The organism is Micromonospora sp. AB353 (genome assembly GCF_049538395.1).
GTDB lineage: Bacteria > Actinomycetota > Actinomycetes > Mycobacteriales > Micromonosporaceae > Micromonospora > Micromonospora aurantiaca.
This window is the reverse complement of the sequence record NZ_JBMVFV010000083.1, coordinates 1-24820: the sequence shown is the minus strand read 5'-3', so window position 1 is coordinate 24820 and position 24820 is coordinate 1. Positions and strand designations below refer to the sequence as shown.

General features: G+C 74.7%; 27 protein-coding genes. 19 read left to right on the top strand and 8 right to left on the bottom strand.

Translation table 11 applies throughout. The features are described from left to right. Positions 1-1305 (top strand): AAA family ATPase (locus ACPCK6_RS25200; protein WP_423482402.1); only part of this gene is annotated, 1305 nt, incomplete at its 5' end. 48 nt (positions 1306-1353) lie between these two features. Beyond that, complete coding sequence (locus ACPCK6_RS25195; RefSeq protein ID WP_423482401.1) at positions 1354-2193, top strand: DUF2567 domain-containing protein; 840 nt, start codon at positions 1354-1356, stop codon at positions 2191-2193. Here ACPCK6_RS25195 and ACPCK6_RS25190 read toward each other — a convergent pair. Further along, a complete protein-coding gene (locus tag ACPCK6_RS25190; protein ID WP_396882269.1) occupies positions 2159-2863 on the bottom strand; it encodes an LON peptidase substrate-binding domain-containing protein in 705 nt (234 codons plus the stop codon). The genes ACPCK6_RS25195 and ACPCK6_RS25190 overlap by 35 nt on opposite strands. Before the next feature lie 108 nt (positions 2864-2971). Here ACPCK6_RS25190 and hisD point away from each other — a divergent pair, with 108 nt between their 5' ends. The 12 genes from hisD to hisF all read left to right on the top strand — a co-directional run bounded on the left by hisD (position 2972) and on the right by hisF (position 11143). Beyond that, positions 2972-4297 (top strand): histidinol dehydrogenase, encoded by a 1326-nt coding sequence (hisD, locus tag ACPCK6_RS25185; RefSeq protein ID WP_366622212.1) that lies wholly within the window; start codon positions 2972-2974, stop codon positions 4295-4297. After that, positions 4294-5367 carry a histidinol-phosphate transaminase gene (locus ACPCK6_RS25180; RefSeq protein ID WP_396882268.1) on the top strand — a complete coding sequence of 358 codons (1074 nt, stop codon included), beginning with the start codon at positions 4294-4296 and terminating at the stop codon, positions 5365-5367. The genes hisD and ACPCK6_RS25180 overlap by 4 nt, the downstream gene beginning before the upstream one ends. Then, positions 5364-5975 carry an imidazoleglycerol-phosphate dehydratase HisB gene (gene hisB / locus ACPCK6_RS25175; RefSeq protein WP_013287582.1) on the top strand — a complete coding sequence of 204 codons (612 nt, stop codon included), beginning with the start codon at positions 5364-5366 and terminating at the stop codon, positions 5973-5975. The genes ACPCK6_RS25180 and hisB overlap by 4 nt, the downstream gene beginning before the upstream one ends. 58 nt (positions 5976-6033) lie before the next feature. Further along, a complete protein-coding gene (locus tag ACPCK6_RS25170; RefSeq protein WP_318334909.1) occupies positions 6034-6201 on the top strand; it encodes a CG2302 family histidine operon protein in 168 nt (55 codons plus the stop codon). Beyond that, positions 6201-6821 (top strand): imidazole glycerol phosphate synthase subunit HisH, encoded by a 621-nt coding sequence (gene hisH / locus ACPCK6_RS25165; protein ID WP_396882267.1) that lies wholly within the window; start codon positions 6201-6203, stop codon positions 6819-6821. The genes ACPCK6_RS25170 and hisH overlap by 1 nt, the downstream gene beginning before the upstream one ends. Before the next feature lie 31 nt (positions 6822-6852). Beyond that, a complete protein-coding gene (locus ACPCK6_RS25160; protein WP_396882266.1) occupies positions 6853-7173 on the top strand; it encodes a hypothetical protein in 321 nt (106 codons plus the stop codon). A 19-nt stretch (positions 7174-7192) separates the two neighbouring features. Further along, positions 7193-7921, top strand: a complete 729-nt coding sequence (priA, locus tag ACPCK6_RS25155) for a bifunctional 1-(5-phosphoribosyl)-5-((5-phosphoribosylamino)methylideneamino)imidazole-4-carboxamide isomerase/phosphoribosylanthranilate isomerase PriA (protein WP_018785235.1) — start codon at positions 7193-7195, stop codon at positions 7919-7921. Continuing rightward, positions 7918-8334 carry a RidA family protein gene (locus ACPCK6_RS25150; RefSeq protein ID WP_262014612.1) on the top strand — a complete coding sequence of 139 codons (417 nt, stop codon included), beginning with the start codon at positions 7918-7920 and terminating at the stop codon, positions 8332-8334. The genes priA and ACPCK6_RS25150 overlap by 4 nt, the downstream gene beginning before the upstream one ends. Before the next feature lie 82 nt (positions 8335-8416). Continuing rightward, positions 8417-8863: a MarR family winged helix-turn-helix transcriptional regulator gene (locus ACPCK6_RS25145; protein ID WP_318334905.1), complete on the top strand. Its 447-nt coding sequence runs from the start codon at positions 8417-8419 to the stop codon at positions 8861-8863. A gap of 1 nt (position 8864) precedes the next feature. Beyond that, positions 8865-9290, top strand: coding sequence for an organic hydroperoxide resistance protein (locus tag ACPCK6_RS25140; protein WP_091045350.1), 426 nt, complete (start codon positions 8865-8867; stop codon positions 9288-9290). Beyond that, complete coding sequence (locus ACPCK6_RS25135; protein WP_396882265.1) at positions 9287-10288, top strand: NADP-dependent oxidoreductase; 1002 nt, start codon at positions 9287-9289, stop codon at positions 10286-10288. The genes ACPCK6_RS25140 and ACPCK6_RS25135 overlap by 4 nt, the downstream gene beginning before the upstream one ends. 87 nt (positions 10289-10375) lie before the next feature. Continuing rightward, positions 10376-11143, top strand: a complete 768-nt coding sequence (gene hisF, locus ACPCK6_RS25130; protein WP_423482400.1) for an imidazole glycerol phosphate synthase subunit HisF — start codon at positions 10376-10378, stop codon at positions 11141-11143. An 8-nt stretch (positions 11144-11151) separates the two neighbouring features. Here hisF and ACPCK6_RS25125 read toward each other — a convergent pair whose 3' ends face one another. Continuing rightward, positions 11152-11613, bottom strand: coding sequence for a hypothetical protein (locus ACPCK6_RS25125; protein ID WP_269704919.1), 462 nt, complete (start codon positions 11611-11613; stop codon positions 11152-11154). 116 nt (positions 11614-11729) lie between these two features. Then, a complete protein-coding gene (gene yczE, locus ACPCK6_RS25120) occupies positions 11730-12365 on the bottom strand; it encodes a membrane protein YczE (RefSeq protein WP_135241259.1) in 636 nt (211 codons plus the stop codon). Positions 12366-12424: 59 nt separating this feature from the next. Here yczE and yczR point away from each other — a divergent pair, with 59 nt between their 5' ends. Further along, complete coding sequence (gene yczR / locus ACPCK6_RS25115; protein ID WP_396882264.1) at positions 12425-13876, top strand: MocR-like transcription factor YczR; 1452 nt, start codon at positions 12425-12427, stop codon at positions 13874-13876. A 114-nt stretch (positions 13877-13990) separates the two neighbouring features. Beyond that, positions 13991-15262, top strand: a complete 1272-nt coding sequence (locus ACPCK6_RS25110) for a low temperature requirement protein A (protein WP_423482399.1) — start codon at positions 13991-13993, stop codon at positions 15260-15262. A gap of 63 nt (positions 15263-15325) precedes the next feature. On the opposite strand, the gene ACPCK6_RS25105 is transcribed toward ACPCK6_RS25110, so the two are convergent. The 3 genes from ACPCK6_RS25105 to ACPCK6_RS25095 all read right to left on the bottom strand — a co-directional run bounded on the left by ACPCK6_RS25105 (position 15326) and on the right by ACPCK6_RS25095 (position 18999). After that, positions 15326-17152: an AMP-dependent synthetase/ligase gene (locus ACPCK6_RS25105; protein ID WP_262014620.1), complete on the bottom strand. Its 1827-nt coding sequence runs from the start codon at positions 17150-17152 to the stop codon at positions 15326-15328. Between the two features lie 138 nt (positions 17153-17290). Continuing rightward, entirely contained in the window at positions 17291-18241 is a 951-nt protein-coding gene (locus ACPCK6_RS25100; RefSeq protein ID WP_396882263.1) for a terpene synthase family protein, read from the bottom strand. 128 nt (positions 18242-18369) lie between these two features. Beyond that, on the bottom strand, positions 18370-18999 hold the full coding sequence (locus tag ACPCK6_RS25095) for a TIGR03085 family metal-binding protein (RefSeq protein WP_396882262.1): 630 nt from the start codon (positions 18997-18999) through the stop codon (positions 18370-18372). Positions 19000-19192: 193 nt separating this feature from the next. Between ACPCK6_RS25095 and ACPCK6_RS25090 the strand changes: the two genes are divergently transcribed. Then, a complete protein-coding gene (locus ACPCK6_RS25090) occupies positions 19193-21061 on the top strand; it encodes an ABC transporter ATP-binding protein (protein WP_423482398.1) in 1869 nt (622 codons plus the stop codon). Beyond that, positions 21058-22839, top strand: coding sequence for an ABC transporter ATP-binding protein (locus ACPCK6_RS25085; protein ID WP_396882260.1), 1782 nt, complete (start codon positions 21058-21060; stop codon positions 22837-22839). Before ACPCK6_RS25090 ends, ACPCK6_RS25085 begins: the two co-directional genes overlap by 4 nt. 28 nt (positions 22840-22867) lie before the next feature. On the opposite strand, the gene rpsD is transcribed toward ACPCK6_RS25085, so the two are convergent. Beyond that, the gene (gene rpsD / locus ACPCK6_RS25080; RefSeq protein WP_047892216.1) at positions 22868-23476 is read right to left on the bottom strand and encodes a 30S ribosomal protein S4; all 609 of its coding nucleotides are present in this window, start codon (positions 23474-23476) and stop codon (positions 22868-22870) included. Positions 23477-23543: 67 nt separating this feature from the next. On the opposite strand from rpsD, the gene ACPCK6_RS25075 reads away from it, so the two are divergent. After that, entirely contained in the window at positions 23544-24275 is a 732-nt protein-coding gene (locus ACPCK6_RS25075) for a DUF2470 domain-containing protein (RefSeq protein ID WP_396882258.1), read from the top strand. 19 nt (positions 24276-24294) lie between these two features. Here ACPCK6_RS25075 and ACPCK6_RS25070 read toward each other — a convergent pair. After that, positions 24295-24820, bottom strand: a 526-nt coding sequence (locus tag ACPCK6_RS25070) for a TetR/AcrR family transcriptional regulator (protein ID WP_423482397.1), incomplete at its 5' end; no start/stop codon positions are given.

Here is a 24820-nt window from a genome sequence, read left to right as displayed (position 1 = left end):
TACGGCGCCGAGCCCGGTTACCGGGCCGAGGCCACGTTCCGGGTCGACCCGGCCTTCCGCGCCGATCCCCGGCACGACGGCGAGCCCGCGTACCGGGCCGAACCGGCGTACCGCAGCGATCCGGAGCCGTCCTGGCGCGCCGGGCAGCCCTACCCGCCCGACCCGTCCTGGCGCGCCGACCCGTCGTTCGCGCCCGAGCAGCCCCTCACCGCCGAGCCGCGCCCGGAGCCGTCCTGGCGGCCCGACCCGGCCCGTCCGGAGCCGCGCGGCCGGGCCGAGGCGCCGGCCGAGTCCCGGTACTCCCTTCTGGACGGTGGCTACCGGCCCGCGCCGCCCCCGCCGGAGTCCCGCTACGCGCTGCTCGACCGGGGCCGCTACCGGCCGGACACGCCGCCCGCCCCGGAGCCGGTGGTGCCCGCGCCCCGCCGCCCGCTGGAGGGCCGCTCCGGCCGGGTCGACGCGGCCCAGGTGCAGTGGCGCGCCCCGGAGACGGACCCGGAACTGGAACGGGCGACCAGCGTGCTGCGCCGCGAGCTGGGCACCCCGCGGGTGCTCGCCTTCGCCAACCCCAAGGGCGGGGTGCACAAGACCACCGCGACGGTGCTCGCCGCCGCGACGGTGGGCAGCGTGCGCGGGCGCGGCGTGCTCGCCTGGGACGACAACGAGCTGCGCGGCACGCTCGGTCTGCGGGCCGGCAGCGCCCGGCACGCCCGTACCATCCGGCATCTGATCCACGACCTGGCGCAGATCGAGATCCTCGAGGGCAACACGCTGCTGTCGCACCTCGACGACTACCTGCGGCACGCCTCCGACGGCTCGTACGACGTGCTGGCCGGCGAGGAGAGTCCGCGCTTCGCCCAGCGGCTCGACCAGTTCACCGTCAAGCGGGTGCTGGAGCTGCTGCGCCGCACGCACGAGGTGGTCTGCGTGGACACCGGCAACAACGTGGAGAGCCCGAACTGGCGCACCGTCATGCAGGCCGCCGACCAGCTCGTGGTGACCACCGTGCCGCGCGAGGACGCGGCGTTCAGCGCGGATTGGATGCTCGACCTGCTGCACGAGGTGGGCATGGGCGAGCTGGCCGACAACGCGGTCACGCTGATCTCCTGTCCCACGCCGGGGCGTACCTCGTTGCAGGACGACCTGGAACGGCACTTCGCCACCCGGACCCGGGCGGTCGCCGTGGTGCCCTACGACCCGGCGCTGGAGACCGGCTCCTCGATCGAGTACCACCAGCTCCAGGCCGAGACCCGCAACGCCTGGCTCAAGGCGGCAGCGGTGATGCTGGAACCGTTCGCGCGCTGAGCGGCGACCACCGCCCCGCGCCGTGCCCGGGCCTGAGAGGATCAACGGGTGAGTCCGGACACCCCTGAGCCCGAGCGGGCGCGCGAGCGCACCGACGGCACCGACGCGCGTACCGGCGACGCCCCGCGTCCCGGCGGCGACGTGTGGCCCGAGCACGCTCAGCCGCCCGGTTGGCCCGGCGGCCTGCCGGTACCCGCCGGCACGCCGGTCACCGCACCCGGCGCCGACCCGCTCGCCGGATACCCCGGCGTGGTGGCGGAGCTGCCCGCCGCCGGCGCCACCCGGTCGGCCCGCCCGCTGCTCACCACGCTCGGCGTGATCGCGCTGCTCACCGTGCTCGGCGCGCCGCTGGGCCTGCTGTGGGCGTGGGCGGCGCCCGCCACCCCGGTCCGGCAGACCGCCGCCGGCACGGTCTACGCGACCACGCAGCCGGAGCAGCCGATCGCCGCGGACGGCTGGTTCAGCCTCCTGACGCTCGGCTTCGGCGTGCTCGCCGCGATCGCCCTGTGGGTGCTGCTGCGGCGTCGGCGCGGCCCGGCCGGCCTGCTCGCGGTGACGCTGGGCGGTCTCGGCGCGGCGGTGGTGGCCTGGCAGGTCGGCCGCCGGATCGGGCTGTCGACGTTCCAGCGGCTGGTGGAGACCGCGCCGCCGGGCACCGCCTTCACCAAGCCCGTCGACCTGCGCGCCGGCGGCGTCGACTGGTACGGCCCGCTGCCGGTGCCGCACGGGAACCTGCTGCTCGCCGCGTTCGGCGCCGCCGTCACGTACACGCTGCTGGCGGGCTGGTCGCGGTGGCCGTCGCTGCGGCCGGAGCCGGAGCCCGACGCGGCCTGGCCGCCGCCCCCGCCCGGGTTCAGTTCGGCGCCGGGGGACCAGCCAGCTCGCTGAGCGGCACCGGCACCGCGCGCACCTGCCGCAGCAACGCCGTCTCCCGGTTGAGCAGGCGCAGCTCGGCGCGCAGCCGCTCGGCCGTGTCGTCGGCGGCGAGCAGCCGCTGCCGGTCGGCGACGGTCAGCGCGGCGGTCGCGGCGACCAGGTGCGACAGGACCGTCGGATCCTCCGGCAGCTGCTCGGTGATCTCCTGCTGGTCCGGCCGGATCAGGCCGAGATAGTGCCGGAACACCGAGATCACCCGGGCCGCCAGCAGGTCGGAGACCTCGTCCGGGCCGTCCGGCTCGGGCAGCCACTCCACCTCGGCGGTCAGGTACGGCTCGGCGGAGGCGTCCACCTCGGCGACCCGGAACCGCCGCCGCCCGACCGTGACGATGTCGAAGCCGCCGTCGGCCAGCTCGGTGACCTGCCGCAGCTCGGCGGTGCAGCCGACCTCGTGCAGCGTGACGTCGCCGCCGGCCGGCCCGGAACGACCCGGCGGCCCGGCCGGCGCAACCTCCCAGCCGGCCTGGATCGCCACCACGCCGAACTCGCGCGGCGCGCCCTCGGGCAGCCCCACGAGGTGGCGCACCAGCGCCTTGTAGCGCTCCTCGAAGATGTGCAGCGGAAGGACCAGCCCGGGGAAGAGGACGGTCCCGAGCGGGAACACCGGCAGCCGTGCGCTCACGTGATCGAGCGTATCCCCAACCCGCCCGCCCGCGCGTGTCCCGGCTCACCGTCCCGGCGTGCGGGCGGGCCCGGCCGGTGACACCGGCGGCGGCCTAGACTCGCAGGCGTGCTGAATCGGATCGACCTGCGCGGCGGAACCCGTGACCCGCGCCGCCTGCTGCCCCGTGCCCAGCTCGACGTCTCCGTGGCGGTCGAGCGGATCCGCCCGCTCGTGGAGGCGGTCCGGGACCATGGGTACCCGGCGATCCGGGAGGCGAGTGAACGGTTCGACGGCGTCTCGCCGGAGCGGCTGCGGGTGCCGGTCGAGACGATCCGCGCGGCCGAGGACGAGCTGGACCCGCAGGTCCGCGCCGCGCTGCTGGAGTCGATCACCCGGGCCCGCAAGGTCCACGCCGACCAGCGCCGGACCGACCACACCACGACCGTGGTGCCGGGTGGCACGGTGACCGAGCGGTGGGTGCCGGTCGACCGGGTCGGTCTGTACGTCCCCGGCGGCCTGGCCATGTACCCGTCGACTGTGGTGATGAACGTCGTCCCGGCCCAGGCGGCCGGGGTGCGCTCGCTGGTGGTGGTGAGCCCGCCGCAGAAGGACAACGACGGCCTGCCGGACCGCCGGGTCCTCGCGGCCTGCGCGCTGCTCGGCGTGGACGAGGTGTACGCGGTCGGCGGCGCCCAGGCGGTCGCCATGCTCGCGTACGGCGCGGGCGTCGACCCGGCCGGCGACGAGCGCTGCGAGCCGGTCGACATGATCACCGGCCCGGGCAACATCTGGGTCACCGCCGCGAAGCGGCTGCTGCGCGGCGTGGTCGGCATCGACGCCGAGGCCGGCCCGACCGAGATCGCGATCCTGGCCGACGACACCGCCGACCCGGCGCACGTCGCCGCCGACCTGATCAGCCAGGCCGAGCACGACCCGCTCGCCGCGAGCGTGCTCGTCACCCCGTCCACCGCGTTGGCCGACGCGGTCGACGCGGAACTGGCCCGGCAGGCGCCGGCGGCCAAGCACGCCGAGCGGATCGGCACCGCGCTGCGCGGCGAGCAGAGCGGCGTGGTCCTCGTCGACGACCTGGAGGCCGGGCTGCGGGTGGTCGACGCGTACGCGGCCGAGCACCTGGAGATCCAGACCGAGAACGCCCGCGAGTGGGCGCTGCGGGTCCGCAACGCCGGGGCGGTGTTCGTGGGCGCCTGGTCGCCGGTGTCGCTCGGCGACTACTGCGCGGGCTCCAACCACGTGCTGCCCACCGGCGGCTGCGCGCGGCACTCCTCCGGGCTGTCCGTGCAGTCGTTCCTGCGGGGCGTGCACCTGGTCGAATACACGCGGGACGCGCTGCGCGAGGTGGCGCCGCACGTGGTCACGCTGGCGACCGTGGAGGACCTGCCCGCGCACGGCCAGGCGGTCAGCGTCCGGTTCGGCGAGGGCGGGGCGTCGTGACCACGCTCGACGACCTGCCGATCCGTGACGACCTGCGCGGGCGGACGCCGTACGGGGCGCCGCAGCTCGACGTGCCGGTGCGGCTGAACACCAACGAGAACTCGTACCCGGTGCCCGAGCCGGTGGTGGAGGCGATCGGCAAGGCGGTCGCCGCCGAGCTGCGCGACCTCAACCGCTACCCGGACCGGGACGCGGTGGCGCTGCGCGCCGACCTGGCCGCCTACCTCGGTCACGGGCTCACCGCCGGCCACGTGTGGGCGGCGAACGGCTCCAACGAGATCCAGCAGCAACTGCTCCAGGCGTTCGGCGGTCCCGGGCGCACCGCGCTCGGCTTCACCCCGGCGTACTCGATGCACCCGCTGCTGGCGCTCGGCACCGGCACCCGGTGGGTGCCCGCCCGGCGCGGCGAGGACTTCGGGCTCACCGCCGGCGAGGCGGTGACCCAGGTCCGCGAGCACCGGCCGGACGTGGTGTTCCTCTGCTCCCCGAACAACCCGACGGGCACCGCGCTCGACCCGGCAGTGGTCGCCGCCGTGCTGGACGAGGCGCCGGGCATGGTGATCGTCGACGAGGCGTACGCCGAGTTCGCCCGGCCCGGCACGGTGAGCGCGCTCGCCGTGCTCCCGGGCCACCCGCGGCTGGTGGTGACCCGCACCATGAGCAAGGCGTTCGGCTTCGCCGGCGGGCGGCTCGGCTACCTGGCCGCCGACCCGGCGGTGGTGGACGCGGTGCAGCTGGTCCGGCTGCCGTACCACCTGTCCGCGCTCACCCAGGCCGCCGCCCGCGCGGCGCTGGCGCACCGCGACGCCCTGCTCGGCACCGTGGCCGCGATCATGCGGCAGCGGGACCGGATCGTCGCCGAGCTGCGCGCCCGGGGCCACCGGGTGGCCGACAGCGACGCCAACTTCGTGCTGTTCGCCGTCGAGGGGGACCAGACGGTGGCCTGGCGTACCCTGCTCGATGCCGGCGTGCTCGTGCGCGACGTCGGCTTGCCCGGCTGGCTGCGCGTCACCGCCGGCACCCCGACCGAGACCGACGCCTTCCTCACCGCGATGGAGAACGTTTCATGAGCCGGATCGCCCGGATCGAGCGGGTCACAAACGAGACGAAGGTGCTCGTCGAGATCGACCTCGACGGCACCGGCAAGGCCGACATCGAGACCGGCGTCGGCTTCTACGACCACATGCTCAACCAGATCGCCCGGCACGGCGGCTTCGACCTGACCGTGCACACCGTCGGCGACCTGGAGATCGACGCGCACCACACGATGGAGGACACCGCGCTCGCGCTGGGCGCCGCGTTCGACCGGGCGCTGGGCGACAAGGCCGGCATCCGGCGGTACGGCTCGGCCACCGTCCCGATGGACGAGGTGCTGGTCCGGGCCGCCGTCGACCTGTCCGGCCGCCCGTACGTGGTGCACGACGAGCCGGCGCTGGCCCCGTACATCGGGCCGGTCTACCCGACGAGCATGACCCGGCACATCTGGGAGTCGTTCGGCCAGTCGGCCCGGATCACGCTGCACGTGGACGTGCTGCGCGCGGCCCGGCCCGGCGGCCACCCGGACGCCCACCACGTGGTCGAGGCGCAGTTCAAGGCCGTCTCCCGCGCGCTGCGCGAGGCCACCGCGATCGACCCGCGTAACGCGGGTGTGGTGCCGTCCACGAAGGGCGCGCTCTGATGAGCGCGAGGAACGCAGCGCAGCGGAGTCCCGCAGTCGCGAATGAAGGCGGGCTCTGATGAAGGTGCTGCCCACTCTTCTGTTGATCGTGGCCGGCCTGCTGGTCGGCGGGACGTGGTCGCTGCTCAAGCAGGGCGCGCCGCGCGCCGCCGTGGTGATCACCGGCCTGCTGGCGCTGCTGGCGACCGCCGCCGGGGTGCTCTGGCTGCTGCCGGGGGAGGGCTGATGGCACGGGTGGTGGTGCTCGACTACGGCTCGGGCAACCTGCGGTCGGCCGAGCGCGCGGTGGCGCGGGCCGGCGCCGACGTGACAGTCACCGACGACCTGGACGCCGCCGCGTCCGCCGACGGCCTGGTGGTGCCGGGCGTGGGCGCGTTCGCCGCGTGCATGGCCGGGATCGAGGCGCTGGGCGCCGGGCCGGTGATCGCCGACCGGGTCGCCGCCGGGCGGCCGGTGCTGGGCATCTGCGTCGGCATGCAGATCCTCTTCGGGCACGGCGAGGAGCACGGCGTGGTCACCAAGGGGCTGGGGCTGCTGCCCGGCGGGGTGACCCGGCTGCCCGCGCGGCGGCTGCCGCACATGGGCTGGAACACCGTCCGCCCGCCGGCCGGCTCGACGTTGTTCGCCGGGTTGCCCGAGGGCACCCGGTTCTACTTCGTCCACTCCTACGGGGTGACCGACCCGGCGGCGCTGGCCGAGGCGGGCGCCACGGTGACCACCGCGCACCACGGCGCGGACTTCGTCGCGGCGGTGGAGCGGGGGCCGCTCTCGGCTGCGCAGTTCCACCCGGAGAAGTCGGCCGACGCCGGGGCCGCGGTGCTGCGCAACTGGCTCGGCACGCTGTGACCGGCCCGCTGCCGGGCACGCGGGCGTCCGCGTGAGCAAGGAGCGGGCCCGCCGCCGCGCGGCGCGCGAGGCCGAGCAGGAGCGGGCGCGCGCCGTCCGCGCCCGCCGGGTGGCACGCCGGGAGCGGCGTCGTTCCCTGGTACGCCGGTTGACGCCGTCGCTGCGGCGTGGCCGTACCGGGCGGCTGCGCCGGCACACCCGCCGCGAGCGGGCGACGATCCTGGTGCTCACCGCCGTGGCGGTGGTGGCCATCTGGGCTCTGGTGGACGACCTCGCACTGCGGCTGGTGCTGGTCGCGTTGTTGTTGCTGGTCCTGCCCGCGATCGTGGTGATCGCGCTGGACCGTCGTTGAGGATCCGAGGAGAGAAGCGTTGAGCCTCACCCTGTTGCCCGCCGTGGACGTCGCCGACGGCCAGGCCGTCCGGCTCGTGCAGGGCGCCGCCGGTAGCGAGACCGCGTACGGCGATCCGCTGGACGCGGCTCTGGCCTGGCAGTCCGACGGCGCGGAGTGGATCCACCTGGTCGACCTGGACGCCGCGTTCGGGCGGGGCTCCAACGCCGCGCTGCTCGCCGAGGTGGTCGGCAAGCTGGACGTGAAGGTGGAGCTGTCCGGCGGCATCCGCGACGACGAGTCGCTGCGGGCGGCGCTCGGCACCGGGGCGGCCCGGGTCAACATCGGCACCGCCGCGCTGGAGGATCCGCAGTGGTGCGACCGGATCTGCGGCGAGTACGGCGACCGGGTGGCGATCGGGCTGGACGTGCGCGGCCGTACCCTGTCGGCGCGCGGCTGGACCCGCGACGGCGGTGACCTGTACGAGGTGCTGGCCCGGCTGGACGCCGCGGGCGCGGCGCGGTACGTGGTCACGGACATCACCAAGGACGGCACCATGCGCGGGCCGAACCTGGACCTGCTGCGCGAGGTGTGCGCCCGCACCGACGCCCCCGTGATCGCCTCCGGTGGTGTGTCCACGCTGGACGACCTGCGGGCGCTCGCCACGCTGGAGCCGGTGGGGGTGGAGGGTGTGATCGCCGGCAAGGCGCTCTACGCGGGCGCGTTCACCGTCGCCGAGGCGCTGGCGACGCTGCGGGCCGGCGCGTGACGGCCGAGCCGTCCGCCGACGCCGGGGTGGTGACCCGGCTCGGCTCGGGCGGCCCGTGGGAGGCGCTCTACGGCTACTCGCGGGTGGTCCGGGCGGGTTCGCTGGCGATCACGGCCGGCTGCACCTCCACGGTGGACGGCCGGGTGGCGCACGCCGGTGACGCGGCGGCGCAGACCGCGCAGGCGATCCGGATCGGCCTGGACGCGCTGGCCGAGGTCGGCGCCGGGCCGGGGGACGTGGTGCGGACCCGGATGTACGTGACGGACCGGATCTTCGCCGACGAGGTGGGCCGGGCGCACAACGCGGTGTTCGGCCCGGTGCGCCCGGTCGCCACGATGGTGGTGGTGGCCGGGCTGATCGACCCGGATCTCCTGGTCGAGGTCGAGCTGGAGGCGTACCTCCCGGAGCGCTGACCGGTGCCCGGGTGACCGGCGCCGCACCGTTCCACGGCCCGACAAGTTGTGCACAACTTAATTGCGCGCTACCGTTCTGGGCGTGACCGATGATCTGGTACTGCGCCGGCAGGTGTGCTTCGCGCTCTACGCGGCGTCGCGCGCCCTGACCGACGTCTACCGGCCCATCCTCGACGAGCACGGCCTGACCTACCCGCAGTACCTGGTGCTGCTGGTGCTCTGGGAGCACGACGACGACGCCCCCACGGTCTCCGAGCTCGGCGCCGCGCTCCGGCTCGACTCCGGCACGCTCTCCCCGCTGCTCAAGCGGCTGGAGGCGGCCGGCCTGGTGGTGCGTACCCGATCGGCGGCGGATGAGCGCCGGGTCGAGGTGGGCCTCACCGACCGGGGCCGGGCGCTGCGGGAGCGGATGGGTGACGTGCCGCGCCGGGTGGCCACCGCCACCGGGCTCTCCGAGGAGGAGCTGGTCTTCCTCCACGGCATCCTCACCCGGGTCACCGAGACGATCCACCGACAGAAGGAGCAGTGACATGCAGGTGCTCTACACCGCCTCCGCCCGCGCCACCGGCGACGGCCGCGACGGTCACGTCCGGACCTCCGACGGCACGGTCGAGCTGGACCTCGCCGTACCGAAGGAGATGGGTGGCGCCGGTGGCGCGGCCAACCCGGAGCAGCTCTTCGCGGCCGGCTACGCGGCCTGCTTCCACTCCGCGCTGCGCGTGGTGGCCCGCCAGGCCAAGGCGGACGTCTCCGGCTCCGTCGTGGAGGCCGAGGTGGGCATCGGCCCGAACGGCAGCGGCGGTTACGGCCTGGCCGTGACGCTCGTGGTGGACCTGCCCGCGGTCGAGCGCGCGGCCGCCGAGCAGCTCGTCGACGCGGCCCACCAGGTCTGCCCCTACTCCAACGCGACCCGTGGCAACGTCGAGGTGACCCGCACGGTCCGTGAGGCCCGATGAGCGGGACGAACCGGGAGATCCACCTGGCGTCCCGGCCGGAGGGCTGGCCGACGCCGGAGAACTTCCGGCTGGTCACCACCGAGGTGCCGACGCCGGGCCCGGGACAGGTGGTGGTCCGCAACCGGTTCATGTCCGTCGACCCGTACATGCGCGGGCGGATGAACGACGTCAAGTCGTACGTGCCGCCGTTCGCGCTCGACGCCCCGCTCGACGGCGGCGCGATCGGTGAGGTCGTGGCCGGCGAGGCCGGTGGCGTCAAGCCCGGCGACACCGTGCTGCACGGGCTCGGCTGGCGCGAGTACGCGCTGGTGGACGCCAAGGGCGTGCGCAAGGTCGATCCCGGCCTGGCGCCGGTCACCGCGTACCTGGGCGTGCTCGGCATGACCGGGCTGACCGCGTACGCCGGGTTGCTGGACGTGGCGGCGATGAAGCCGGGGGAGACGGTGTTCGTCTCCGGCGCGGCCGGCGCGGTCGGCAGCATGGTCGGCCAGATCGCGAAGCTGCGCGGCGCCGGCCGGGTGATCGGCAGCGCCGGTTCCGCGGCGAAGGTGGAACGGCTCACCGCGCTGGGCTTCGACGCCGCCTTCGACTACCACGACGGCCCGGTGTCCAAGCAGCTCAGGGCCGCCGCCCCGGACGGCGTCGACGTGTACTTCGACAACGTCGGCGGCGACCACCTGGAGGCCGCGATCGGAGCGATGAACCTGCACGGCCGAGCAGCCATCTGCGGCATGATCGCGCAGTACAACGCCACCGAGCCGCCCGCCGCGCCGCGCAACCTGGCGCTGGTGATCGGCAAGCGGCTGACGCTGCGCGGCTTCCTCGTCGGTGACCACGGTCACCTGCGGGAGCAGTTCGTGCAGGAGGTGGCGGGCTGGCTGCGCGAGGGCCGGCTGTCGTACGACGAGACGATCGTCGACGGCATCGAGCAGGCCCCGGAGGCGTTCCTCGGCCTGCTGCGCGGCGAGAACCTCGGCAAGATGCTGGTCCGTCTCTGACCGGCGCGGAACGCGCACCACGGCGGGCGGTGGTGACCGGCCTCACCGGCGGGTCACCACCGCCCGCGCGTTCGTTAGGCTCGGGGCATGACGGTGGCGGTACGGGTCATCCCGTGTCTGGACGTGGACGCCGGGCGCGTGGTCAAGGGGGTCAACTTCCTCGACCTGCGTGACGCCGGCGACCCGGTGGAGCTGGCGGCGGCGTACGACCGGGCCGGCGCGGACGAGCTGACCTTCCTCGACGTCACCGCCTCGTCCAGCGACCGGGGCACCATGCTCGACGTGGTGCGGCGCACCGCCGAGTCGGTCTTCATCCCGCTCACCGTGGGCGGTGGCGTCCGCCGGGTCGCCGACGTCGACACGCTGCTGCGCGCCGGGGCGGACAAGGTCGGGGTGAACACCGCGGCCATCGCCCGGCCGGAGCTGATCGCCGAGATCGCCGACCGGTTCGGCCGGCAGGTTCTGGTGCTCTCGCTGGACGTGCGCCGCGCCCCGGGCGGCACGACCCCGAGCGGCTTCGAGGTGACCACGCACGGCGGCCGGCGGGGCACTGGGCTGGACGCGGTCGAGTGGGCGGCGCGCGGCGCCGAGCTGGGCGCGGGCGAGATCCTGCTCAACTCGATGGACGCCGACGGCACGAAGGCCGGGTTCGACCTGCCGCTGATCCAGGCGGTCCGCGAGGTGGTCGACGTGCCGGTGATCGCCAGCGGCGGCGCGGGCGCTGTGGCCCACTTCCCGCCGGCCGTCGGGGCCGGGGCGGACGCGGTGCTCGCGGCGAGCGTCTTCCACTTCGGCGAACTGACGGTCGGCGAGGTCAAGGACGCGTTGCGCGGCGCGGGGCACCCGGTGCGCTGAGCCGGCGGTCACGGCCGGCCGGAGTGCCCCTCGGGGGATCGGCGCGGCATCGGGATCGACCGGACCACGTACTCCTGCACGGCGGCGGCGTGGTCGTCCTCGGCGAGCTGCCACTCGGACTCGGCGGGCGGGTGCCGCCGGGTCAGCACGCCCTGCACCGTGTCCACTGTGGTGCCGAGCCCGGCGCTGGGCCGGGTGCGCCAGAGCCGCTCACCGTCCGGGGTGACCCGGAACCAGCCGTCGGCGACGCTGACCAGGCCCGCCCCTACCAGCCGCCGGACCGCGCCCTCCACCTCGTGCCGTTCCGGGATGGCCTGGTTGAGGTGATCGGCGGTGGAGAGGACGTCGGCCAGCCGTACGCCTTCGGGGCGACGTGTCGCGGCGGCCCGCCGGTGCCGGCCGGCACCACTGGCGATGACAAGCGCGACGAAGATCCAGGCGTCGCTCCAACGCCATCCGTTCTCCCCCATGCAGGAATGATGCCCGGCCGCGACGGCGGAGGAAACACCTGGTTTCCGGGTTGTGCGTCGTCGCAGCTCAGCGCGTTGCGGGTCGGACCGGGCCGTGGCGGTCGGCCCGGCTGCGCTCACGTAGCGTAGGCACCGGCCGCCGGCCGTGCGGGCAGCGCGAAGACCGGGATGAAGAACTGGGCCAGCGGGCCGATGGTCAGCGCGTACGCCACGGTGCCGAGGCCGACGGTGCCGCCGAGCAGCCAGCCGAGCGCCAGCACGGTGACCTCGATGACGGTGCGGACCAGCCGGACCGAGAACCGGGGGTGGCGGGCGACGAAGCCGGTCATCAGCCCGTCGCGCGGGCCGGGGCCGAGCCCGGCGCCGAGGTAGAGGCCGGTGGCGGCACCGTTGGCGACGATCCCGGCGACGAGCAGCGCGACCCGGGCCGGCATGCCCTCCCCGGGCGGCAGCACGGCCAGTGTGGCGTCGACGACCAGCCCGATCACCACGACGTTGCTGACCGTGCCGAGGCCGGGCCGCTGCCGCAGCGGGATCCAGAGCAGCAGCACGAGGGCGCCGACGGCGATGGTGACGGTGCCGAAGGACAGGCCGGTCTGCCGGGCCAGCCCCTGGTGGAACACGTCCCACGGGTCGAGCCCCAGCTCCGAGCGGATCATCAGCGCCATGCTCACGCCGTAGAGGACCAGCCCGGCGTAGAGCTGGGTGAGCCGTCGCGCCGGCCGGTGCCGGAGATTGCCAAGCTGTGCCATGCATGCCACCCTAGGGGCCAATCGTGGTCCTCAAGCGTGCCAATTTCGGGGGTGTGGCTATGACCAGTCAAGTGCGCGGCGTCCAATTGGCGCGGCTCCTCGGCCAGTGGCACGCCCTGCCGGGCCGCCGGCGCAGCCCCGACTACGCCGCGCTCGCCGGCGCCGTCCGCGGGTTGCTCGCCGACGGGCGGCTCCCCCTCGGGGTACGCCTGCCGGCCGAGCGGGAACTGGCCGAGGCGCTGCGGATCAGCCGCACCACAGTCACCGCCGCGTACCGGGAACTGCGGGAGAGCGGCCACCTGGCCAGCCGCCGGGGCGCGGGGAGCTGGACCATGCTGCCCGGCGGGCACCGGGTGGCCAGCACCGGGCTGTGGACGCCGCTCGACGACCGCGACATGATCGACCTCGGCGTGGCCGCACTGTCCGCGCCCCCGCAGCTCGTCCCGGCCGCCCGGGCCGCGGCCGAGGACCTGCCCCGCTACCTCGGCGGCGCCGGCTACCACCCGACCGGCATCATCGAGCTGCGCGAGGCGGTGGCCCGCGCGTACACCGACCGGGGCCTGCCCACCAGCCCGGAGCAGATCATGGTCACCAGCGGCACCCAGCACGCGCTGGACCTGGTGCTGCGGCTGGCCCTGTCGCCCGGCGGCGGCGTGCTCGTCGAGTCGCCCACCTACCCCAACGCGCTGGCCGCGCTGTCCGCCCGCCGGGCCCGGATCGCCACGCACGGCCTGTCCGACGAGGGCTGGGACGCCGAACTGCTGCTCGGTAGCCTCCGGCAGACCCGGCCGAAGCTCGCGTACGTGATCCCCGAGTTCCAGAACCCGACCGGCCACCTGATGGCCGCCGACCTGCGCGAACGGCTGGTCGGCGCGGCCCACGCGGCCGGCACCGACCTGGTGGTCGACGAGTCCTTCGTCGACCTGCCGCTGGACGACACCCCGCTGCCGCCGCCGGTGGCCGTCTTCGACAGGCACTCCCGGGTGATCAGCATCGGCGGGATGAGCAAGCCCTACTGGGGCGGGCTGCGGATCGGCTGGGTCCGCGCCTCCGCGCCCCAGGTGCAGCGGCTCGCCGCGGCCCGGGTCGGGGTGGACATGGCCAGCCCGGTGCTCGACCAGCTCGTCGCCGTGCACCTGCTCACCGAGGCGCCGGCCATCGTGGCGGCCCGCCGGGCCCAGCTCGTCGCCCAGCGCGACGCACTGGTCGCCGCGCTCGCCGACCGGCTGCCCGACTGGCGGGTACGGGTACCGAGCGGCGGCGTCACGCTCTGGGCCGAGCTGGACGGCCCGATCTCCAGCGCGCTGGCCCGCGCGGCCGAGGAGGTCGGCGTACGGCTGGCGCCCGGACCCCGGTTCGGCCTGGACGGGACGCTGGAACGTTTCCTGCGGCTGCCCTTCACGCTGCCCGCCGACGAGCTGGTGGAGGCGGTCGGGCGCCTCGCCGCGGTCCGCTACGACCTGGACCGGACCAGCCGGCCGCAGTGGCGGGAGCCGAGCGTCATCGCCTGACCCGGCCCGGCCGCCCGATCCGGTGGTGATCGGCCCGAAGTGCGGCTCCGGCCCGTCCGGTGCCCGCAGACTGCCCGGGTGGGGAACGGGAGGGGAGTCCGGCGGTCGTGGACCGTGCGGTCCGCCGCCCCGGGATCCCGTACCACCCGGCTGGAACTCTTCTACGACCTGGTCTTCGTCTTCGCGTTCCTGAACGTCACCACGCTCACCGCCTCGGAGCTCACACCGGCCAACCTCTACCGCTTCCTGCTGGTGCTGGCGCTGCTCTGGTGGTCGTGGACCGGCTTCGCCCGGATGGGCAACTTCTTCCGCGCCGACCAGGGCGTGCTGCCGCTGGTCGGCTTCGTCACCGTGGCGGCGACGTTCCTGCTGGTGCTCAGCGAGCCCAGCGCGTTCGAGGACCTCCCCGGTGGGTTGCCCGGCCCGCTGGTCTTCGCCGGCTGCTACTTCGTGATCCGGATGGCCCAGCTCACCGTCTTCGGCTGGGTGGACCGCGCCGACCCGGTCCGGCGCCGCCGGCTGCTGCTGCGCGCCGCGTTCCCGGCCGCCGCCACGGTGCTGCTGGTCATCGCCGGAACCGTGCCGGCGCGGCTGCCGCAGGAGCGGTTCGCGATCCCCCTGCAACTGGCGCTCTGGACGCTGGCGCTGCTCGTCGAGTACGTCGGCGGGGTGACGCTCGCCCGCCAGTGGTGGGTGGTGGTCTCGGCCGGGCACTGGGCCGAACGGCACGCGCTGATCGTGCTGGTCGCGCTCGGTGAGTCGATCATCGCCCTCGGCTTCGGCCCGAAGCACGGGCTGCCGCTGACCGGGCCGGTGGCGGTGTCGGCGCTGCTCGGCATCGTGGTCGTCGCGGCGCTGTGGTGGGCGTACTTCGACACGCTCGCGTTCGCGCTGGAACAGGCGCTGCACCACGCCCGGGACGAGGCCACCCGGCTCCGGTTGGCCAGGGACGTCTACACGTTCCTGCACCTGCCGATGGTCGCCGGGATCATCCTCTACGCCCTCGGCCTCAAGGACCTGCTGGCCGAGGCCGCCGACCCGGCCACGCCCACCTGGGGGCTGCCGCTGGGCGACTTCTGGGGCGCGATCCTCTTCGGCGGGGTGGCGTTGCACCTGCTCAGCCTCGCCGGGTGCTGGTGGCTCGCGCTGCGCGAGGTGCACCGGCCGCTGCTGCTCACGGTGGTGGCGCTGGCCGTGGTCGGCCCGTTCGTCTTCCGCGTCCCGGAGCTGATCGCGCTCGGTGTGCTCGCGGTGATCACCGGCGCCGGTGTCGTCTGGGAGACGCGCCGCGAGGACGGCGTCCGGCGCCGGGTACGCCGGCTCGCGCTCGAGGAGCAGATCGCCGCCGAGGCCGAGCAGAGCCGGTGGCGGCGGGGGCACCTCTGAACGGCGTACGGCCGTGCCCCGGGACGGTGGGGCACGGCCGGCGCGGTCGTGTGGCGGTGCGGGCTACAGCTCGGCGAGCGTGCCCTCGTACATCTTGTCGATCTCGGAGGCGAAGTTCGTCTCCACGCTGCGGCGCTTGATCTTCAGCGACGGCGTGACCTCGCCGTCCTCGATGGTCAGGTCCCGGGGGAGGATCGTCACCTTCTTGATCGTCTCCCAGCGGTTGAGCTTGGCGTTCAGCTCGGCCACGTACCCCTCGACCATCTCCCGTGCCTGCGGCGAGGTGACGATAGTGGTGTAGTCGCTGCCCTCCAGCGGGGTGCCGGCGGCCCAGCCCTTGATCGCGTCCGGGTCCAGCGTGACGAGCATGGTGCAGTAGTTGCGCGCCTGCCCGATCACCACCGCCTGCGAGGTGTACGGGCACACCGCCTTGAACATGCCCTCGATGTGCGACGGCGCGACGTACTTGCCGCCGGACGTCTTGACCAGGTCCTTCTTCCGGTCGGTGATGCGCAGATAGCCGTCGGCGTCGAGCGTGCCGATGTCGCCGGTGCGGAAGAAGCCGTCCTCGGTGAACGCGGCGGCCGTCTCCTCCGGCAGGTTGTGGTAGCCGCGCATGACCGGCTTGCCGCGCAGCAGGACCTCGCCGTCGGTGTCGATCCGGCACTCCAGGTCGCCCATGGCCCGGCCCACGCTGCCGATCTTCAGCCCGTCCGGCGGGTTCACGAACGCGCCCGCGCTGGTCTCGGTCAGGCCGTAGCCCTCGGAGATGGGCAGGTTGGCGGCGGCGAAGAAGGTGGCGATCTCCTTGCTCAGCGGCGCCGCGCCGGAGACCAGCACCCGCATCCGGCCGCCGAGCCGGGCCTGGAGCTTGCTGAACACGAGCTTCTCGGCCAGCGCGTACTTCATCCGCAGCCCGGCCGGGACCGGCTTGCCGGCCTGCTCCAGCGCGACCTTCTCCTTGCCGACCCCGACGCCCCAGGCGAAGATCTTGGCCTTGGCGCCGCCGGCGCCCTGCGCGGTGGTGACCGCCTTGTTGTAGACCTTCTCGAAGACCCGGGGCGCGCCGCACATGAGCGTCGGCTGCACCACGCCGAGCAGGTCGACGAGCTTGTCCACCCGGCCGTCGACGTACGTGGGCAGGCCGACGTGGGTGGCGCCGCAGAGCAGCGTCTTGCCGAACGAGTGCGACAGCGGCAGCCACAGGTACTGCAGGTCGTCGACACGCAGCAGGCCCAGCTCGGCCTGCGCCACGCCCTCCCAGCACCAGCCGCCGTGCAGCAGCTCCACTCCCTTCGGGCGCCCGGTGGTGCCCGAGGTGTAGATCAGCGTGGCCAGGTGGTCCGGGCCGATGCCGGCGACCAGCATGTCGATCAGGTCCGGCTCGGCGCTCAGCGCGGCGGCGCCGCGCTCCTCCAGCTCGGCCAGGGTGAGCTGCGGAACGGCCGCCGCCGGGTCGGGCGTGCCGTCGAAGAGGACCACGTGGGTCAGCGCGGGCAGGTCCGCTCCGGCGATCTTCGCCGCCTGGGCCGGGTTCTCCGCGAACAGCACCTTCGAGCCGGAGTCGGCGATGATGTAGACCGCGTCCTCGGGCTCGGTGGTGGGGTAGACGGTGGTGGTGGCACCACCGGCGCACATGATGCCGAAGTCGGCGAGCACCCAGTCCAGGCGCGTGTTGGCCAGGATCGCCACCGGGTTCTCCAGGCCGACACCGAGCCCGTGCAGCCCGGCCGCGATCGCCTTGGCGCGCTGCCCGACCTGCTCCCACGTCAGCCAGACCGGGCCCGAGTCGTCGGGTGCGGGGTGGGCGAAGGCGTGCCGGTCGGGGGAGTCCGCCACGCGCTTGAGGAACATGTCGGGTACGGAACGGTACGGTACATCGAGAGCCATCGCTGTAGCCGCCTTCAGGGGTGGAGGGACGTGACGGGGGTCACGCCGGTCTGCGGTTACCGAAGGGTATTGCGTGCACCCGGCCAGCGGCTAGCCCTGATCGGCCGAGTCGCCGGCGGTCCCGCCTGCTGGAACCGGTCAGGCGTACCGGCCGGCCGCGCAGGACCAGTCGTACGTGGCCCGGATCCAGTCCCGGCGGGTGTCCAGGAAGACCCGCATCCCCTCGTCGGCCACCGCGCTCAGCGCCGCGTCCCGCTCCGCGTACGTGGCGAGGGCCGTGTTGAACCGGTCCGCCGCCGCGTACAGCGCCGCCGTCTCGTCCTGCCCGGTCTCGCCCGCGATCGTGGTGACCAGGTTGTGCGCCTCCGGAGCGGCGCCCCGCTCCTTGCCGTAGGAGAACAGGTCGTTGCACCAGCAGACCAGGTCCGTGGCCAGCGCGTCCAGCGCGGTGAGCGCCGGCGCGACCCGCTGGTCGGCCCGGGGCGCGGACGGGCGGGCCAGGTCGGTCACCGTGAAGCTGGGGCGCACGCCGCCGGTGTGGCGGCGCATCTGCGTGTACTCGGCCACCCCCGGCACCCGGTGGCGTTCCCGGTTGGCGGCCTCCCAGAGCAGCGCCAGCAGGTACTCCCGCAACTGGCTGACCAGGCGCAGCAGGTGGGCCGGCCGGCCCCGGTCGCGGGCCCGGCGGCACAGGTCGTGCAGCCCGAGGGCGATCGGGCCGCCGTCGGCGGGCGCGGGCGCCTCCGGGTCGCCGTGCCGGTCGAGCACCGCCAGCAGCGCGGCCAGCGTGGGCGCCAGCAGCGTGGGCGTCGCGCCGAGCCCGTCGTCGTCGCAGGCGTCGTCGACCACGAACAGCCAGTTGATCAGGTCGGTGAGCATCCGCAGCCCGGCCGGCGACGCCTCGGGGCAGGCGCGTGCGGCGAGCTCCGCCGCGTGCGCACCGGCCAGTCGCCGGCGCCCGGCCTGATCCTTGACCAGGCCGAAGTCGCGTACCCAGGCGGCGCTCTCCGCGGCCACCACGTCGACGGCGGGGTGGCGCCGGGAGGCAAAGGGCGGCTCGTGCAGTGCCGAGAGGGCGAAGTCGCGCATCGTCGTCCCCTGTCCGCCGCCCCGCGGGGTCGGGCCGGTGCGCAGGAGCGTACGGGAGGACGCAACCGCTATCGACGCCGGTCCGTCCACTTTCCACGGTCAGCGAGCGACCGGCTGCACACCCTCGGTCAGAGTCCCAGCTCGGCGGTGCGCAGGCGCTCGGCGCGGTCGGCCGGGCCGTCCACCTGGACCCGGGCCACCCGCTGCCGGCCGGTGAGGAACAGCACCAGCTCGCCCGGCGCGCCGACCAGCCGCAGCCGTTCGCCGCCGCCGCCGGCCCGCAGCTCGCCGTACCCCGGTGCCTGCACCAGCACCTCGGCCGGGAACCGCCGCAGCGCCATCCGGGCCAGCAGGGACACCCGCTTCCACAGCACCGCCTGCTGCCCGGCCGGCAGATCACGCGGGTGCCAGCCCGGGCGGGCGCGTCGCACGTCCTCGTGGTGGATGAAGAACTCCATCCCGTTCGCCAGCTCGTCGGTGAGCGGGTTGCTCACCGGGCTCCACACCGGGGGGCGGCGCACCCGGGCGATCAGGTCGGCGTACGGCCCGGCGGCGATCCGCCTGCGGACCGACTCGCCGTAGCCGCGCAGCGGCGGCAGCAGGATCCCGCCCGCCGCGTCCGGCCGGCGCTCCCGCACCAGCAGGTGCGCCGCCAGGTCACGGGTCGACCACCCCTCGTTCACAGTCGGTGCGTCCGGTCCCAGTTCCAGCATCAGGTCGGCGAGCGCCTCGCGCTCCGCTCGGGCGTACCGCGGCATGGCCCGATCGTAGGCCGGTCCCGGCCGATCGGCGCGCCACGCCCGGCGGGATCGGACCGCCGGATCGTTCCCGGCCGCCGTCGGCCCAGCTCCGGTGGGAACGTGACGGCGGACATATCCGGGCCGGGTCGGCGGGAGCGGCCCCGAGCGGTAAGGATGGGGGAGAAAACTGCGGCTTACGGCGGGGGAGAGCGTGGCGAGCGGGACAAGTCGGGACGTGCTCGGCAGAGGGCTACGGGTGCTCGGCCGGGCCATCCGGGAACAGCCACGGATCTTCGCGGTCGCGGTCAGCGGCAGCGTGCTGTTCGGCCTCCTGGTGATCGCGAGCGCGTACGTGGTCGGCGCGGTGGTCGGCGACGTGGTCGTGCCGGCCGTGGAACGCGGCGAGGTGGCCGGCGGGGCGCTGGCGCTCGCCGCGGCGGCGCTGTTCGGCATCAGCGTGCTGCGGGTCGTCGGCATCTTCGGCCGCCGCCTCGGCGCCGGTTACATGCAGTACCGGCTCCAGGCCGCCTACCGCCGCCGGGTCACCCGCCGCTACCTGGACCTGCCGCTGGCCTGGCACCACCGCAACTCCACCGGCACGCTGCTGTCGAACGCCAACTCCGACGTGGAGGCGGCCTGGTACCCGATCGCGCCACTGCCGTTCGCGGTCGGCACGCTGGTGATGCTCGTCGGCGCGGTGGCCTCGCTGTTCTTCACCGACTGGGCGCTGGCCCTGGTCGGCCTCGCGGTGTTCCCCGCGCTGTTCGCGCTCAACGTCGTCTACTCCCGCCGGATGGCGCCCCGGCAGGCCCGGGCGCAGCGGCTGCGGGCCGAGGTCAGCGGCATCGCGCACGAGAGCTTCGACGGCGCGCTGGTGGTCAAGACGATGGGCCGCGAGGCCCAGGAGACGGCCCGCTTCGCCTCGCGCGCCGGTGAGCTGCGCGACGCGCTGATCTCGGTCGGCCGGCTGCGCGGCGTGTTCGACCCGATGCTGGAGACGCTGCCCAGTCTCGGCACGCTCGCCGTGCTGGTGGTCGGCGCGATCCGGCTGCGGCAGGGCGCGATCAGCGTGACCGAGCTGGTCAGCGTCGCGTTCCTGTTCACCGTGCTGGCCTTCCCGGTACGCGCCATCGGCTGGGTGCTCGCCGAGCTGCCGCGCAGCGTCGCCGGCTGGGACCGGGTCCGCCGGGTGCTCGACGCGACAGGCGAGATGCCGTACGGCACCACGACGCTCGACCCGGCCACCCGCGAGCCCGCCACGCTCGGCTTCGACGACGTGCACTTCGCGTACGAGCCGGCCGAGGCGCACCTGCCCGGCGCGCAGGTGCTCGGCGAGGTCACGTTCACCGTGCCGGCCGGGAGGACGGTCGCGCTGGTCGGCCCCACCGGCGCGGGCAAGTCGACGATCGCGTCGCTCGCCGTGCGCCTGGTCGACCCGGGCGCCGGACGGGTCACGCTGGACGGCGTGGACGTGCGGGAGCTGACCGCCGCCTCGCTCGCCGGCACGGTGGCGCTGGTGGCGCAGGTGCCGTTCGTCTTCGACGACACGGTCCGGGCCAACATCGCGCTCGACCGGGCCGGCATCGGTGACGACGAGGTGTGGGCGGCGCTGCGGCTGGCCGAGGCGGACGGCTTCGTGGCCGCGCTGCCGGACAGGCTGGACACCATGGTCGGCGAGCGGGGCACCTCGCTGTCCGGCGGGCAACGACAGCGGCTGACGCTGGCCCGGGCGCTCGCCGGACGCCCCCGGCTGCTGGTGCTCGACGACGCCACCAGCGCCGTCGACCCGCGCGTCGAGGCGGCCATCCTGGCCGGGCTGCGCGCGCCCGCCGACGACAGCGCCCCGGCGTCGATCCTGGTGGTGGCGTACCGCCGGGCCACCATCGCGCTCGCCGACGAGGTGATCTACGTGGAGCAGGGCCGGGTGGTCGCCCGCGGCACCCACACCGAGCTGCTGGCCACCGTGCCCGGCTACGCCGACCTGGTCACCGCGTACGAGCAGGCCGAGCAGGAACGCGAGCAGAATCGGACGTACGACGAGGTCACGCCGCTGGCCTCCGGCCTGGAGGTGGAGCGGTGAGTACGACCGCGGGGGAGAGCGCCGAGACCACCGAGTCGACCTGGCGGACGCTGCGGCGCGGCCTGGCGCTCTCCCCGGAGCTGCGCACCGGCCTCGCCGGGACGCTGGCGCTGGCGCTGGTCTACATGATCGGCCGGGTGGCCGTGCCGGTGGCGGTGCAGCGCGGCATCGACCACGGCATCGTCGGCGGGCTCGACCTGAACGTCATCTCGCTCACCGTGGCGATCACCGCCGGGGTGCTGGTGGTCACCACCGCCTGCGGCTACCTGATGATGCGCCGCCTGTTCACGGTCAGCGAGACGGCGCTGGCCGGGGTGCGCACCCGGGCGTTCCGGCACGTGCACGACCTGTCCATGCTGCACCAGCAGTCCGAGCGGCGCGGCTCGCTCGTCTCCCGGGTGACCAGCGACGTCGACCAGATCACCCAGTTCCTCCAGTGGGGCGGCGTGATCCTGATCGTCAACCTGGGCCAGCTGCTGGTGACGACCGCCGTGATGCTCGCGTACTCCTGGCAGTTGACGCTCGTGGTGCTCGTCGCGTTCGCGCCGGCGGTGCTGGTGATCCGGCAGTTGCAGCGCCGGCTCGCCGGGGCGTACGGGCTGGTGCGGCAGCGCACCGGCACGCTGCTCGGCGCGATCGGCGAGAGCGTGGTGGGCGCGCCGGTGATCCGGGCGTACGGCATCGCCGGGCGCACCGCGCGGCGGCTGGACACCGCCATCGACGGGCAGCGGGTGGCCCAGCAGCGGGCCATCCGGATCAGCATCATGGGCAGCTCGGTGGGGGAGCTGGCGGCCGGGCTGGCGCTGGCCGGTGTGGTCGTGGTCGGGGTCAGCCTGGGCGTCGACGGCACGCTGTCGATCGGCCAGCTCACCGCGTTCCTGTTCCTGGTCACGCTGTTCATCCAGCCGGTGCAGATCGCCACCGAGGTCCTCAACGAGGCGCAGAACGCGATCGCCGGCTGGCGCCGGGTGCTGGACGTGCTGGACGTCTCCCCGGACGTGGCCGACCCGGGCGAGCAGGGCCGGGCGCTGCCGGCGGGCCCGCTGGACGCCCGGTTCGCCGGCGTGACGTTCGCCTACCCGGGCGGGCCGCCGGTGCTGCACGACGTGACGCTGGACATTCCGGCCAAGAGCCGGGTGGCGGTGGTGGGCGAGACGGGGAGCGGCAAGACCACGTTCGCCAAGCTGCTCACCCGGCTGATGGACCCGACCGAGGGTGCGGTGCTGCTCTCCGGCGTCGACCTGCGGCAGGTGCGCTTCGGCTCGCTGCGCTCCCGGGTGGTGATGGTGCCGCAGGACGGGTTCCTGTTCGACGCCACGGTCGGGGAGAACGTCCGCTTCGCCCGCCCCGACCTGACCGACGAGCGGCTCACCGCCGCCTTCGCCGAGCTGGGCCTCTCCGACTGGCTGGACGGGCTGCCGTCCGGGCTGGACACGCCGGTCGGCGAGCGCGGGGAGGCGCTGAGCGTCGGCGAGCGGCAGCTCGTGGCGCTGGCCCGGGCGTACGTCGCGGACCCGGACCTGCTGGTGCTGGACGAGGCGACGAGCGCTGTCGACCCGGCCACCGAGGTCCGCCTGCAACGGACGCTCGACGCGGTGACCCGGGGCCGGACCACGCTCGCCATCGCGCACCGGCTGTCCACCGCGCAGGCGGCGGACGAGGTGATCGTGGTGGACCGGGGCCGGATCGTGCAGCGCGGCCCGCACGACGAGCTGGTCCGTGACGCCGACTCGGTCTACGCCCTGCTGTACGCGTCCTGGCTGGAACAGACCCGCTGATCCTCGCGGGTCTGCTCGGAAGCGGCCGTCAGCGGGAGTAGAACTCCACCACCAGCTGTTCGTCGCAGACCACCGGCACCTCGTGCCGGGCCGGTTCGCGTACCAGCGTGGCGCGCAGCTCGGCCGGCTGCGCCGACAGGTACGGCCGGGGCTGCGCGTCGGCGTGCGCCCCGGCGGCGGCGAGCTGGAACGGCGGCAGCGCGCGGCTGCGCTCGCGTACGCCGACCACCTGGCCGGGCCGCAGCCGGTACGACGGCCGGTCGACCTTGCGTCCGTCCACGGTGATGTGGCCGTGTGCGACGAGCTGGCGGGCCTGGTAGATGCTGCGCGCCAGCCCGGCCCGCAGCACCACCGCGTCGAGGCGCCGCTCCAGCAGCGCGACGAGTGTCTCGCCGGTCTTGCCGGCGCCCCGGGCGGCCTCGTCGAACAGGCGGCGCAGCTGGGCCTCGCTGACGTTGTACTGGTGGCGCAGCCGCTGCTTCTCCAGCAGCCGCACCTGGTAGTCGGAGGTGGTGCGGCGGGACCGGCCGTGCACGCCCGGGGGATAGGGGCGCCGCTCGAAGTACCGCACGCACTTGCGGGTCAGCGGGATACCGAGGGCGCGGGAGAGCCGTGCCTTGGGCCGGGGGTGGTTCACGTCGACGTCTCCGATCGTCTAGCCTGCTTATTAGGTAAGCCTAACCTATCTTGAGGAGGTCGGGAGCATGCGGCCCAGCCCGGCGGAGATCGTGCGAACCCTTGTCGCGGGCCGGTTGCCCGCCCTCGTCCACCTGGCCCGGCACCCCGGCCCGCACCAGGTCCGGCACGCCGTCGACCCGGACGGGCGGGTGCTGCTGCTCGTACCCGTGGTCAGTGACCTCGCCGCGGCGCTCGTGCCGCCGGCGGGCGACGCCGACGTGGCCACCGTGCTCGACGTGCTCGACCTGCCGCCCGCGGCCGGGGCGCCCTCACTCGGCCGGGCCTGGGTGTCCGGCTGGGCGACGCGGCTGGACGGCGACGCGGCGCGCGACGCGGCAGTCGACTTCGCCGCCACCGACCCGACCGGCGACCTGCTCGACGTGGGCAGCCGGTTCCACCTGCACCGCTTCGAGGTGGCCGAGGCCCGCTGGGAACGCGCCGGGCGCGTGCGCCGGGTCGACCCCGAGGCGTACGCGGAGGCCGAGCCGGACCCGCTGCACCCGGTCGAGGCCGACCTCCTGGCCGACCTGGCCGACCACCACGCCGAGCAGGTCGGTGACTACCTGCGGCGGCGGCTGGACCTGCCCGGCGACCAGATCCCGCGGGTGGTCCGGATCGACAGGTACGGGCTGCTGGTCGCGCACGGGCGGCCCGGCGCGACCCGGCGGGCCCGGCTCGCCTTCCCCCGGCCGGTCGCCGACGTGGCGGAGCTGTCCCGCCTGCTGCACCCGATGCTCTGCCCCCGCGCCGCCGCCTGAGCCGGCCGGCGCGCCCGGCTCAGGTGATGTCGCCGGTGAGGTACCGCTGGACCGTCGGGCCGATGGCTGCCACCAGCGTCGCCGGCTCGGCGGTGGCGACCGCGTCGAGGCGGAGCACGTACCGCATCATGGCCAGCCCGGCGAGCTGCGTGGCGACCAGCCCGCCGCGCAGCGCGCGCTGCGCCGGGTCGACGTCGAGCTGGTCGAGCACCCGCCGCAGCACCTGCGTGACCAGGAACTCGCGCAGCAGGCGCGCGGTCCAGTCGTTGCTGACGGCCGAGCGCAGCAGCGCCACCGCGGCGGTGCCGGTGGGGGAGTCCCAGACCTCCAGGAACACCCGGACCATCCGCTCGCCGATCGCGTCCGGGCCGCCGGCGAGCACCGCCGGCAGCAGCCGTCCCGGGTCGGCCGGGAACGCCGTCGCGGCCCGGAACAGCTCCTCCTTGCCGCCGAAGTAGTGGTGCACGAGCGCCGGGTCCACTCCGGCCGCCGCGGCGATGGCCCGGATGGACGCGGCGTCGAACCCGCGCTCGGCGAACGCCTCC

Excerpts from the sequence above, each read along its gene's own strand:
- hisB (WP_013287582.1), top strand. The coding sequence starts at position 5,364 with ATGAGCCGGATCGCCCGGATCGAGCGGGTCACAAACGAGACGAAGGTG.
- ACPCK6_RS25170 (WP_318334909.1), top strand. The coding sequence starts at position 6,034 with ATGAAGGTGCTGCCCACTCTTCTGTTGATCGTGGCCGGCCTGCTGGTC.
- hisH (WP_396882267.1), top strand. The coding sequence starts at position 6,201 with ATGGCACGGGTGGTGGTGCTCGACTACGGCTCGGGCAACCTGCGGTCG.
- ACPCK6_RS25140 (WP_091045350.1), top strand. The coding sequence starts at position 8,865 with ATGCAGGTGCTCTACACCGCCTCCGCCCGCGCCACCGGCGACGGCCGC.
- ACPCK6_RS25135 (WP_396882265.1), top strand. The coding sequence starts at position 9,287 with ATGAGCGGGACGAACCGGGAGATCCACCTGGCGTCCCGGCCGGAGGGC.
- hisF (WP_423482400.1), top strand. The coding sequence starts at position 10,376 with ATGACGGTGGCGGTACGGGTCATCCCGTGTCTGGACGTGGACGCCGGG.
- ACPCK6_RS25125 (WP_269704919.1), bottom strand. The coding sequence starts at position 11,613 with ATGGGGGAGAACGGATGGCGTTGGAGCGACGCCTGGATCTTCGTCGCG.
- yczE (WP_135241259.1), bottom strand. The coding sequence starts at position 12,365 with ATGGCACAGCTTGGCAATCTCCGGCACCGGCCGGCGCGACGGCTCACC.
- yczR (WP_396882264.1), top strand. The coding sequence starts at position 12,425 with ATGACCAGTCAAGTGCGCGGCGTCCAATTGGCGCGGCTCCTCGGCCAG.
- ACPCK6_RS25105 (WP_262014620.1), bottom strand. The coding sequence starts at position 17,152 with ATGGCTCTCGATGTACCGTACCGTTCCGTACCCGACATGTTCCTCAAG.
- ACPCK6_RS25100 (WP_396882263.1), bottom strand. The coding sequence starts at position 18,241 with ATGCGCGACTTCGCCCTCTCGGCACTGCACGAGCCGCCCTTTGCCTCC.
- ACPCK6_RS25095 (WP_396882262.1), bottom strand. The coding sequence starts at position 18,999 with ATGCCGCGGTACGCCCGAGCGGAGCGCGAGGCGCTCGCCGACCTGATG.
- ACPCK6_RS25075 (WP_396882258.1), top strand. The coding sequence starts at position 23,544 with ATGCGGCCCAGCCCGGCGGAGATCGTGCGAACCCTTGTCGCGGGCCGG.